The sequence below is a fragment of the Larkinella bovis genome, assembly GCF_042655385.1.
GTDB lineage: Bacteria > Bacteroidota > Bacteroidia > Cytophagales > Spirosomataceae > Larkinella > Larkinella bovis.
This window is the reverse complement of record NZ_JBHSMA010000013.1, coordinates 92,106-105,745: the sequence shown is the minus strand read 5'-3', so window position 1 is coordinate 105,745 and position 13,640 is coordinate 92,106. Positions and strand designations below refer to the sequence as shown.

At 53.9% G+C, this 13,640-nt stretch carries 3 protein-coding genes; all 3 read left to right on the top strand.

All coding sequences use genetic code 11. The annotated features are described in order from the left end of the window. The first annotated feature begins 18 nt into the window (after positions 1-18). The 3 genes from ACFPMF_RS24610 (at position 19) to ACFPMF_RS24600 (ending at position 13,613) form a co-directional block, all read left to right on the top strand. Positions 19-1,293 carry a glycosyltransferase family 4 protein gene (locus ACFPMF_RS24610; RefSeq protein ID WP_379850136.1) on the top strand — a complete coding sequence of 425 codons (1,275 nt, stop codon included), beginning with the start codon at positions 19-21 and terminating at the stop codon, positions 1,291-1,293. Between the two features lie 433 nt (positions 1,294-1,726). Then, on the top strand, positions 1,727-8,341 hold the full coding sequence (locus tag ACFPMF_RS24605; RefSeq protein WP_379850134.1) for an amino acid adenylation domain-containing protein: 6,615 nt from the start codon (positions 1,727-1,729) through the stop codon (positions 8,339-8,341). Positions 8,342-8,369: 28 nt separating this feature from the next. Next, positions 8,370-13,613, top strand: a complete 5,244-nt coding sequence (locus ACFPMF_RS24600; RefSeq protein ID WP_379850132.1) for an amino acid adenylation domain-containing protein — start codon at positions 8,370-8,372, stop codon at positions 13,611-13,613. The last annotated feature ends 27 nt before the right edge of the window (positions 13,614-13,640 follow it).

Genomic DNA, 13,640 nt, shown 5'->3' with positions numbered 1-13,640 from the left:
AACAAGAAGCCAAACCCCATGAAAGTACTGGTAAGTAGTATGACATTTGCGCCCGACCATAGTGGCATTTCCCTGTATGCAACAGACTTCGCCACGTATGCTTCGGAACAAGGCCATGACGTTACGGTTGTTACCGGTTTTTCGTGGTACCCAACCTGGACGAAAAGACCGGAGGACAAGCGCAAGTTGTTCCGAACGGATTTTTATAAGGGAATTAAAGTCTTACGGGGGTATTTGTATGTGCCTGAAAAAGTGACGTCCATCACCCGCATTCTCCAGGAAATCAGCTTCCTGATTTTTGTTTTCCTCAATTTCTTTCGCGCCGGTAAGCAGGATGTTATTGTGCTTTTTACCACCCCGATCAACCTGGGGTTGATCGGGGTTTTTTTTCAAAAATTCTGGAAAGCAAAATTGATTATTAATGTGCAGGACCTCCAGCTGGATGCGGCCCAATCGTTAGGGATGATCGGTAAATCACCGCTGTTTAAAGTGATGGATAAAGCGGAGCGATATAGTTACCGGAAAGCCGATATGGTGACCTCAATATCGACGGCCATGATACATCTCATTAAGCAAAAAGGAGCTTTAGAAGATAAAGTGTATTTATGGCCCAACTGGATAAACGTTCAGGACGCCAGTAAACAGGGCGTTGAAGGAAATTTTCTCCGGAAATTCCCCCAGTATAATGGGAAAGTAATTGTCGGTTATGCCGGAAATGTGGGGGTAAAACAGAGTCTGCAATCCCTGGTTGATTTAAGTGAAAAATTTAAGCACCGTGATGATGTCGTGTTCCTCATCATTGGGTCGGGGGGCGACCGGACGAAGCTGAAATCCTACGCGGAATCCAAAGCGATCACGAATCTGCATTTCATTGATTTTCTGGGGCAGGACGATTATTACAGCTTCCTGTGTGATGCCAGTATCGTGTTTCTTTCGCAGAAAAGAGACTCCGGCGATGCTTATTTTCCATCCAAGTTGCTGGGAATCATGGCCAAAAAGAAATTGATTTTTGTTTCAGCCGGTAAGGAATCGGAAATTTATAAAGTGGTGACCGATAACCAGATCGGGATGTCGGCCGAAATCGATGACCTCGATCAGATGAAAACCCAGCTGGAGCAATACCTGCTAAACAAGGAGCAATTCCGGCATTTTGAGCAAAATGCCTTTGATTTTGTACAGCAGTATGACCGGAATGTGGTGCTGGCTGCGCTCTTCAGGGAAATAAACAGAACGGTTTTGAAAGGTATTTATCAGACGGCTCCAGCCTATGAGCAGTCGATTAAAGCCTATTGATGCCGGAAATGTAGCTTCTGAAGGAATCGATCCAGCGCCCGGTCGGGCTGTTTTTATGCCATTTACTAAATTAAGTAGATATACTTACAGTAATTTAGGAATATATTTAGTGGATGGTCCTATATTTAGGTGTCGTCTGGCAAAACCTTCTTTGTGAATAACTCAACTATTGGCAGACAACAGGAAAATGAGCCGGTCTACGGTACGGTTGCCCCGGTATGCTGGGCACTAACGAAACAGAAGAGACTCATTTTTGATAGCTCAGGCAGCTCAGTTTTTACCTCAACGTAAGCTATTAACTTGCTGGTTTGCCCTTTTAAAAACGTATAGCGGTAAGCTTTATCAGCAACTTTTTTTCTCGATTAGTCATCGTTTAAATACGGGAGATAAGTCCATTATGGAAGCTATATACGACAGTAATTCTGTGCCTGCTATGACGGATAAAACCGTTTTGAACTGGTTCGAAGAACAGGTTCGGAAATATCCGGGTCGTACGGCTTTAGTTTTTGAAAATCAGCAGCTTAGTTACCAGCAGTTGGACGAGAAATCCAATCAGCTAGCGGCTTATTTGCGGAAGAAAGGCGCAAAGGCGGAGGTCCTTGTTCCTATTTGCGTATATCGTTCCGTTGAAATGATTGTGGGCATTTTAGGCATACTAAAAACCGGCGGTGCCTATGTTCCCATTGATCCGGAATATCCGGCCGAGCGCATCAGATACATGCTGGCCGATCTAAACAGCCCGATGGCGGTTGTAGACGCCCAGACAACAAAAATTGTGACTGATTGCAGCCACGGGCTCGACCTGGTCTGTTTAAACCGCGATTGGGAAACCATTGCGCAGGAATTAAACGAAGGAGTTGCGGATAACGCAGCGCCCGATAACCTGGCCTACGTCATCTATACATCCGGATCGACCGGGCGGCCCAAAGGGGTGCTGATCGAACACCGCAACCTGACGAATTTTATCCGGAACCAGTCGATGGAATTTGCCATTGATGAAACGGATGCGATTCTCCAGACGAGCAATTACGCCTTTGACCCCTCCGTCGAGCAGATCTTTCTGGCGCTGTGCAACGGTGCCCGGCTGGTTCTGATTCGGAAAGAATCCCTGTTTAATCCGGATGCAGTAATCCGGACGCTGACCGAACAGCAGATCACGCACCTGCACACCACGCCCAGCTTACTGCGGTATATTCCGGCGGGCGCGTATGAAAACCTGAAACGGGTTATTTCGGCGGGGGAAACCTGCCCGCCCGAACTGGCAAGGGCGTGGCGCCCGTTCGTGCGGTTCTACAACAAATACGGGCCGACGGAAACCACCATCAGTTCCATCCAGTACCGGGTTACCGCAGACTTAAATCCGGACGTACCGGTGCCCATCGGAACGCCGATTGCCAATACGCAGGTCTATATTCTGAACGAAAAAGGCAAACCGGTTCCGACGGGAATTGCGGGAGAAATTTGCATTGGTGGGGCCGGTGTTGCGCGGGGGTACCTCCATAACGAGCCGCTCACGTTGGAGAAATTTATGGCCGACCCGTGCAGCACCATACCGGGCAGCCGTTTGTATAAAACCGGCGATTCGGGGAAATACCGGGCCGACGGTACGATCGAATTCATTGGTCGCTTGGATGACCAGGTCAAAATTCGCGGGCACCGCGTTGAGTTGAGCGAGGTGGAAGTGGTTTTGGGAAGCCACGAAGCGGTTGATCAATGCGTTGTCGTTGCGCAGGATGACCGGAATACGGGGCTGCGGCTGGTTGCCTACGTCGTCACCCGCAAAGAAATCGATACCGCTCTTATCCGAAATTATCTGTCCGATAAGCTGCCCGAGTATATGCTGCCTTCGCTGCTGGTTCAACTGGCGGCTTTACCCGTAACGGCCAACGGGAAGGTCGATAAAAAAGCGTTGGTAAAACCGGACGTTAAACGCGGTTCTTTGTCGAAATTATACGTCGCTCCCCGTTCACAAACGGAGAAAAATATAGAAACCGTCTGGGCCGAATTATTGCAGTTGGATAAGGTAGGGATCGAAGATAACTTCTTTGAACTGGGCGGTAATTCGCTCCTGGCGATTTCGACGGTCACCCTCCTGAAAAGGCGATTTGGTTACGCAATCCCCGTTACGAAGCTGTACCAGCAGCCGACAATCAACGGGCTGGCTGCGTGGCTAGGAAGAGATCCAAAACCCAAAACCGCCCGTACGAAAGACGCGGTGGAAACACCGGCGATTGCGGTTGTTGGTATGGCGGGTCGATTCCCGGGTGCCGACTCCATTCCGGCGCTTTGGGAGCTGTTGAAAAATGGGCGGGAAACCACACATTTCTTTACCGAAGAAGAACTGGACCGGTCCATTCCGCCCGGTTTGCGGAACGATCCCGATTACGTCAAGGCCCGGGGCGTGATCAACCACGCCGACGAATTCGACCCGCTGTTCTTCGGGATTAATCCCCGGCTGGCGGAGTTGATGGATCCGCAACACCGCGTTTTTCTGGAAATTGCTTGGGAAGCGCTGGAAGGCGCAGGCTATAATCCGCAGCAGTATGCGGGTTCGATCGGGGTTTTCGGGGGGTGCCGGAATAACACCTACTACTACACGAATGTACTGCCCCATACGGAACGGGTGGAACGGGTGGGTGCTTTTCAGGTCATGACGGCCAACGAGAAAGATTACGTTGCCAGCCGGGTTGCTTATTCGCTCAACCTGCGGGGACCGGCTGTTAATGTGCAGTCGGCCTGCTCGACGTCGTTGCTGGCCATTGTCCAGGCGGTTGACAGCATCCGGAATGGTCAGTGCGATATGGCGCTGGCGGGTGGGGTGGCCATTGCCCAGCCGATCAACAGCGGTTATCTCTATCAGGAGGGGGCCATGCTGAGCAACGACGGCCATTGCCGACCGTTCAGCGCCGATGCGCAGGGGACGGTTTTCAGCGATGGGGCCGGGATTGTCCTGCTCAAAGGACTGGAAGCCGCCCGGCGCGATGGCGATACCATTTATGCAGTCATCAAAGGGGTTGGTGTCAACAATGACGGGGGCGGAAAAGGCAGTTTTACGGCTCCCAATGCCGAAGGGCAGGCCGGCGCGATTGCGATGGCCCTGCAGGACGCGCAGGTCGATCCGTCGACCATCAGTTACGTAGAAGCGCACGGAACCGCAACGCCGATTGGGGATCCCATCGAGATCGAAGGTCTGAAAATGGCGTTCGGCGAACAGGGGACGCAGCCGTTTTGCGCGATCGGTTCCATCAAGAGCAACATGGGGCATTTGACCACGGCGGCTGGCGTAGCCGGTTTCATCAAAACCGTGTTGTCGCTTCATTACCGTCAGCTTCCGGCGTCCATTCATTATACGGCCCCGAATCCGGCTATTGATTTCAGCACGAGTCCTTTTTACGTCAATACGACGTTCCAGGAGTGGCAACCGGCCGCCGATCTGCGCCGGGCGGGGGTTAGTTCGTTCGGGGTGGGAGGGACCAATGTGCACGTGGTACTGGAAGAGTATGTTTCTGGGCAGGAAGAAAAAGCGATTGCACCCGAGACAAACCCGTTACCGCGCTTGATTACGTGGTCGGCCAAATCGGTTTCAAGTCGGGATGCCTACGGCGCGTTGCTGGCCGATCACCTGCAGCAGCATCCGCAACAGGATGTGGCCGACGTTGCCTATACCCTCCAGACTACCCGGGCGGCTTTCGGCCACCGGCGGTTTACCGTTGCGACTTCGGGTGAGGACCTGATCGAAAAGCTGCGGGCCGGTAACGGCGCTTCCACGGAAGTCAAATCAATTAAAGATGTGCCCGGCGAAGTGGTCTTTCTGTTTCCCGGTCAGGGCGCGCAGTACCTGAACATGGGCCGGGACCTGTACGAGAACGAACCCATTTACCGGCAGGCCGTGAATGCCTGCGCCGAACTGCTGAAGGCCTATCTGAAAACCGATATCCGGCATATTATGTACCCGGACGAGGCCAGCCGGAAAGCGGAGGAAACCTTAAAGAATACCCGGTTTACACAACCCGCCCTATTTGTGACGGAATACGCGCTGGCCCAACTCTGGATGAGCTGGGGCGTTGAACCGACCCTGCTCTGTGGCCACAGCATCGGCGAGTTTGTGGCCGCGCACCTGGCGGGCGTCTTTACGCTGGCCGATGCGTTGAAGCTGATTTCGGTTCGGGGGCAACTGGTGAGTGAACTGCCGCGGGGCAGTATGCTGTCGGTGCGGCTGGAAGCGGAAAAAGTGGGGGCGCTGATGCCCGAACCCTTATCGATTGCGGCCATCAATAGCCAGAAATTGTGCGTAGTGGCCGGCCACGATGAAGATATTGCCGCCTTCGCGACGGTTCTGGACGCGCAGGGAATTCCCAACCGGGTGCTGGTTACGAGCCACGCGTTTCACTCGGTAATGATGGAACCCGTGGTGGCCGACTTCAAAAAGGTCGTCGATCAGGTGGTTTTGCAAGCCCCCCAAAAACCGGTCGTGTCGACCGTTACGGGCGTTTTACTGACGGATGCACAGGCCACCGATGCGAACTACTGGGCGCGCCATTTGCGGCTGACGGTCCGGTTTTCTGACGCTCTTGAGTCAATAATTAATCTAAATCAACCCTTGTTCGTCGAGGTCGGACCCGGCAATGCTACCACCACGTTCGTGCGGCAACAGGCGGGTTTCCGCCCGGTCAGCGTGGTGACCAGCCTCGACAAAAAAGGTGCCCCGACCGAGTACGAAGCCGTGTTGCGAGCCCTGGGTCAAGTCTGGCTGAGTGGTGTGGAACCGGACTGGGAGGCCCTGTATGTTCATCAGCCCCGCGTCAAAGTGGCCCTGCCAACCTATGCATTTGATCGCAAACGGTACTGGGTTGATCCCGTGATCCCGGTTCCGCAGTGGGCAGATCCGTCAGGGACCACCGTTCTACCCGAACCATCTCCCGACAATTCTGTCGGATACCTCATCCATCCTGAAATTATGAGAAAAGATGTCTTGCTCCAAAAAGTAAGCCAGATGCTGGAAGAGGCATCCGGCGTTGAAATGGAAGGCGTGACGACTGATATGAGTTTCCTGGAAATGGGGCTCGATTCGCTCCTGCTGACTCAGGTATCGTTGACGTTGAAAAAGGAATTCGGTTTGCCGATTACATTCCGGCAATTGAACGAAGAGTATGCCACCATCGACGCGCTGGTTGCCTTTCTGGATACCAACCTGCCCGCCGGAGCGTACGAACCAAAACCGGTTGCGCAGCCCATCGCCCAGCTGGCAACTCCGCAGCCCGTGGTGGCACCGCCGGTACCCAATCAAGATCCGGTAGCGGCTTCTGCCAATGGAAGTTCGGTGCTGGAACTGATGGCCCAGCAGGTGCAGATTCTGGCCCGGCAGATCGCCTTAATGCAGGGCGGACAGGTGCTGGTACCCCAGTCGACCACCCTGCCGGCGATGGCTCCGGCGAGTCTCAACGGCAAAGCCGTTGCGATCAAAACACCGGATTTAACGGCGGAGGAGGAAGTCGAAATCAAAAAACCGTTTGGGGCCAGCGCCCGCATCGAACGGCAGGTGACCGAGCTGAACCCGAAGCAAAAAGCCTTTCTGGAACAACTGACCCGGCGGTACAACCAGAAAACCGGCGGTAGTAAAAACTATACGCAGCAACACCGGTCGTACATGGCCGACCCGCGCGTGGTTTCGGGGTTCCGGCCGCTGACCAAAGAACTGGTTTATTCCATTGTCATCAATAAATCCAAAGGCAGCCGGCTCTGGGACGTCGACGGGAACGAGTACATCGACATGCTCAATGGGTTTGGGTCGAATATGTTCGGCTACCAGCCCGATTTTGTGAAGCAGGCGCTGTATAACCAGATCGAAAACGGGTTTGAAATCGGGCCGCAACACGAACTGGCCGGGGAAGTATGCCGCCTGATCTGTAACTTCACCGGTTTTGACCGGGCGGCTTTGTGCAGTACGGGTTCCGAAGCCGTGCTGGGTGCCATCCGGATTGCCCGCACCGTGACGGGCCGGTCGCTGATCGTTGCCTTTACGGGTTCCTACCACGGCATTGTCGATGAGGTAATTGTTCGGGGAACGAAAAAACTGAAGTCGTTTCCGGCCGCGCCGGGGATCATGCCGGAAGCCGTGCAGAACATGCTGATTCTGGATTATGGCACCGACGAAAGCCTGAGAATCATCAGAGAACGGGCGCATGAACTGGCCGCCGTGCTGGTCGAACCGGTGCAAAGCCGCCGACCCGAATTTGTGCCGGTCGAGTTTCTGAAAGAAGTGCGAAAAATCACGGAAGCCGCGGGAACCGCCCTGATTTTCGACGAAGTCATTACCGGTTTTCGGATGCATCCCGGCGGTACGCAGGCCATGTTTGGCATCAAGGCCGACCTGGCTTCGTACGGAAAAGTCGTCGGGGGCGGCATTCCCATCGGAATCATTGCGGGTAAACGCGACTACATGGACGTGCTCGACGGCGGTTTCTGGCAGTACGGCGACACGTCGGTGCCGGAAAAAGGCGTGACCTATTTTGCCGGGACGTTTGTTCGGCACCCGCTGGCGCTGGCCACGGCAAAAGCGTCGCTGCTGCACCTGAAAGAAGCCGGACCGGAACTGCAAAAAGGGCTGACCCGCAAAGCCGAGCGGATTGCTACGGCTCTGAACGCCGAGTTTGAGCGGCATCAGATTCCGCTGTATGTGGCTCAGTTTGGCTCGCTCTGGAAAATCAAACCGAAAGAAGAGATTCCGTACAGTGAACTGATTTTTGTGCTGATGCGCGAAAAAGGCATCCACATCTGGGACGGCTTTCCGTGCTTCATCACCGAAGCCCATACGGACGCCGAAGTTGACCGCGTCATCGAACTCTTTTACGAGAGCATCCGGGAAATGATCGAAGCGGATATTTTTAAATCAAATCCCACAACTAGTGCCCCCCAAGCGCACCCGGTTTACGCGCTGAATGAGCCGCCCGTACCGGATGCCCGGCTGGGCCGAGATAAAGAAGGCAATCCGGCCTGGTTTGTTGCCGACCCGGCCCAGCCCGGGAAATATCTACAGATTAAAACCTGATCGAAAAGCATCCTATCCTACTATTTATATGATTGCATCGATACCTATCCCCAACGTGACACCCGTTGAGTTTGATCCCTTTGCCGGGCCCGAAATCGCGCGCGTAGCACCGTCGACGGAGCCGCAGAAGGAAATCTGGACCGCCTGCCAGCTCGGTGGCGAAAACGCTACCCGCTCGTACAATCTGTTAACCTCGCTGCTGTTTAAAGGGCCGTTCGACCGGGCTGCGATGGAACGAGCCATCCAGACGCTGGTCAGCCGGCACGAATCACTCCGGCTGGTATTTAGCGCCAACGGAGAACATCTCTGTATTTATAAGGAATTAACTATTGCTATTGTTTATCAGGATATTACCGGTCAAACCGCTGAAGAGAAAGACACCCGGATTACGGATTACCTGCAACAGGAGAGCCTGTACGTATTCAATCTGCTGAACGGACCCCTGTTTCGGGCGGCCTTGTTTAAACTGGCCGATCAGGAACACCGGCTGATCCTGACGACCCACCACAGCACCCGCGACGGCTGGTCGATGGGCGCCATGCTGCTGGACCTGAGCGCCCTGTATTCGGCGTATGCGCAGGGCATGCCGGTAACGTTACCGGAAGCGCCATCGTTTGCCCGTTACGCGGAAGAACAGCTTGCCTTTTCGGCCAGTGCGGAGTATCAGAAAATTGAACAATTCTGGGTTAATCTGTACAAGGACAACGTCCCGGTTTTTGACCTTCCCACCGATTTTCCGCGCCCGGCCACTCGGACGTTTGCCAGCAAACGGCTGGATTATCCGATGGACAGCGAATTTGTGCAGGCCATCAAAAAAATGGGTTTGAAAGCCGGTTGCAGCTTTGTGACTACCTTGCTGGCCAGCTTTGAAGTGCTGATGCACCGTCTGTCGGGTCAGGAGGATATTGTGATTGGATTACCGGCTGCCGGTCAATCCGTAACGGGTAACAACCGCCTGGTCGGCAATTGTGTGAACCTCTTGCCCCTGCGGAGCCATCTCGAAACCGAACTCAAATTCGCCGACTTCCTGAAAGTCTGCCGTCAATCAGTTTTTGATGCGTATGAGCATCAGCGACTGACGTTTAGCGACCTGGTCAGAAAGATTAACATTCCGCGCGATGCGTCGCGGTTGCCCCTGGTTCCGGTTGTTTTCAATATCGATATGGGCATGAACGATGGGGTTCAGTTTGCTGGACTTACGCATGAATTGATTAGCCACCCCAAGAAATACGAAAATTTCGAAATCTTCTTTAATGCCACCGGAACCGAAAAATCCCTGACTTTAGAATGGGCCTATAATGAACAATTGTTCAAAGCGGAGACTATTGATCAAATGATGGCAGACTTTATGAATCTTTTGAAAACCGTTGTGGCTAATCCTTCCATTAGTATAAGCGAGATTGAATTGCTGTCGGAGAATCGACTGGGTGCGCAGTTGGTCGAGTGGAACAATACCCAGGCCGTCTTTCCGTCTGCCATACCCTTACCCGAATTGATTGCGCAAACCGCAGCTCAATACCCCACCAAAACAGCGGTTCGGTTTGGGAGGCAGGAAATAAATTACCAGACCTTGAATGAAACCGCCAATCAGCTAGCTCATTCCCTGATCCGGAACGGCGTCCGCAAAGGCGATATTGTGGGTATTTCGCTTGACCGTACGCCGGATATGCTGTTGACGATGCTGGCGGTTTTGAAAGCCGGGGCCGCGTACCTGCCGTTAGACCCGGCTTACCCCCGGGAACGGGTCACTTTCATGCTGACCGATTCGTTGGCCCGAACGCTGGTAACTTCCGAAAAATACCAGGGACGGCTGAAAAGCCAGGCTACCGAACTTTTGATTGAGGACGCCTGGGCCGAAGCCAGAATGAATCCGACAACCGCCCCGGATACCGGGGTTGCGGGCGATGATCTGGCGTATGTGCTCTATACGTCCGGTTCCACGGGCAAGCCGAAAGGGGTGATGATCGAACACCATAACCTGGTCAATTTCCTGTGCAGTATGCAGGTCGCGCCGGGAATCAGCAAGGACGATGTTCTGCTGGCCGTCACCACGATCTCGTTCGACATCGCAGAGCTGGAACTGTTTCTGCCCTTGATGACCGGGGCAACGGTTTTGCTGGTTGATCTGACGGTGGCCCGCGATGGCCGGGAGTTACTCGACCTGGTCAAGAACGGTAAGGTGAGCATCCTCCAGGCAACGCCTTCGACCTGGCGGATGCTGCTCGATGCCGGTTGGGACAAACCACTGCCGATCAAGGCCCTGACCGGGGGCGAAGCCCTTTCAATCGATCTGGCGGATAAACTGACGACCCAGTGCGCCGAGGTCTGGAACGTCTATGGTCCGACGGAAACCACCGTCTGGTCGACCATCAAGAAAATCAACAAGGGCGAAACCATCACGGTTGGCCGCCCGATTCACAATACACAGGTCTATATTCTGGACGAATTCCTGAAGCCGGTTTCGGTGGGTACCGTGGGCGAAATTTACATTGCCGGTGATGGCGTGGCGCGTGGGTACATAAACCGCCCCGAACTGACGGAAGAGCGGTTTTTGAAAAACCCGTTCGACACGTCGGGGAAAAGCACGATGTACCGCACGGGCGACCTGGGTAAATTCCTGGAAACCGGCGAAATCCAGTGCCTGGGCCGCATCGACCACCAGGTCAAAATCCGGGGCCACCGGATCGAACTCGGCGAAATCGAGAACGTGATCGGGACGATCAAAGAGGTGAAGGAAACGGCGGTGATTGCCCACGAAACCCGTTCGGGCGATCAGGTGCTGGTGGCGTATGTGGTGCCCGAGGCCGTTGCCACGAACGACAAAGCGCCGAGCTGGCAGGAGCGCTGGGACATGATCTACAACGTGGGCGTTGACCACGACAAAGGGCAGAACTCGTCGGAACAGGTGCTGGAACTGGCGATTGCCGAGCAGTTGAGTGGGAAGAAAGACGTCAAGGAAGAAATCGACGACTGGGTGCAGCAATCCATCCGCCGGATCAAGGCACTCGGCCCCAAACGGATCATGGAAGTCGGCTGCGGAGCGGGGCAATTGCTGTTTGAACTGGCTCCCGAATCGACGCTCTACATCGGTACGGACTACTCGCCAACGGCCATTGAAAACCTGCGCGAAAAACTGGCGCTTGACACCACCAAATGGCGAAATGTCAAAACCGCCGTTGCCAATGCCGACGATTTTAGTACGGTTCCGGCGGCTTCGCTGGATATGGTGCTGATTCACAGTGTGGCCCAGTATTTTCCGGATATGAATTACCTGCAACGGGTGATTGAAGAAGCCGTTCAGAAAGTCGCACCGGGGGGCTGTGTTTTTATCGGCGACATGCAGGGCAAAGGGACGCTGCGGATGCACCACACGTTCGATCAGTTTCCCCGCTCGTCGGCCGACAGCACGGTGGCCGACTTCAGGAAAATCATCGATCGGCGGGTGTTTATCGAAGACGAATTCATGGCTGATCCGGCTTATTTTTATCTCTTGCCGGAAAGCATTCCCGCCATTGCCGCCGTTGATATTCAACTGCGCGAAGGGAAATTCCTGAATGAAACGACCAAACACCACTACGACATCTGGCTGTTTGTCGGGAGTGCGCCCGAAACCGCCACGGCGGATGCCGTGGTAGACTGGAACCCGGCGTATACGACCGAACGGCTGGAGAAAAATCTGGCGGAAAACCCGCAGGCGGTTTTACAGCTCCGCAATGTTTTCAACAGCCGGACGGCCGAGGATTACACCCTGTTTGAAGTGATCAACGGCATGAGTGACACGGAGTTGCTGGTCAATGCCAAACAGAAGATGGCGTCGGTTCCGGCCAGCGTTGACCCTGCAACGCTGTGGTCGGTTGGGCAGAAACACCGGTTTACTACCCACGTCCGCTGGGCGAGCGATGGCTCCGACAACCGGCTGGATGTGGTGTTTATTCCCAACGAACGCAAGCACCAGATACCGGCCCGGCCCGCGTCCATTGAGCTGGAAAACGCGTCGCTGAACAGCTTTGCCCGGAATCCGTTCAAGCATAACCTGGTGGTGCCGCAGGAACAGCTGCAGGCCTGGAAGGATCAGATCCGGCAACACCTGCCGGACTACATGGTTCCGAACAACTTCGTCGTCATGGCGAAACTACCGCTGACGCCCAGCGGGAAAATCGACAAAAAGGCCCTGCCGGATCCGATGCTGGATGGCCTGGAAAGCCGCAACGGTTTTATGGCCCCCCGGACGGATGTGGAAAAAATGGTGGCCGATATCTGGATGGAGTGTTTGCGGCTGGAAAAAATCAGCGTGCTCGACAACTTCTTCGAATTGGGCGGCCACTCGCTGATTGCCGTGCAGGTGATGACCCGGCTGGAGAAAAAAACCGGCAAGCGACTACCGCTGTCGATGCTGTTTGAATACCCGACCGTCGAGAAACTGGCGTCAACGCTGCACATGAACGGTCGGTCGGTGAGCTGGGACTCGCTGGTTCCGATCAAACCGCAGGGGTCCAAAATACCGCTTTATATCGTCCACGGGGCCGGTTTGCACGTCTTGCTGTTCAACACGCTGGCCATTAACATGCACCCCGAGCAGCCGGTGTATGGCTTGCAGGCCAGGGGCATCAACAGCGATGACGAACCGCTGGAGAGCATCGAAGCCATCGCGGCTTATTACATCGATGCAATCATGGCCAAGAACCCGGATGGGCCGTATGCGCTGGCAGGGTATTCGTTCGGCGGCACGATTGCCTTTGAAATGAGTCGGCAGTTAAAGGCGCGGGGTAAAGAAGTAAAAATACTGGCGATGTTCGATTCATACGCCGATCAATCCAATTTCTATGATCCGTTCCTGAAACGTTTGTGGAACGAGTCGGCGACTTTATTAAAAGAGCGATTGTTTATTTTTACCTTATTGCTAAAGTATCCTCAGGAAACCATTAAAGAGAAAACCGAATCGCTGAAACGCAAGGTTAATCAGCTGTACCGCCGGATTCGTTACAATGAAGATTACATGAAAGTATTTCACGGTAATTACTACAAAGTGAACGAATCGAATATTATTGCCGCCCGCAATTATAAACTCAAACCGCAGGAAGTAAAGGTTACTTTATTTCGGGCGAAAAAGCAGATTGCGTACAAGGCAGATTTCGAGTTTATGGGCTGGAAACCGTTCGCATTAAACGGTGTTACAGTCCACGAAGTGCCGGGCGACCACCTGAATTTATTCACCCCGCCCAATGATAAAGAGTTCGCGCGCATTCTGCAAAACGTACTCGATGAATGTTAAAATCGAAGCCTTTTTGGCTGTTTCTAT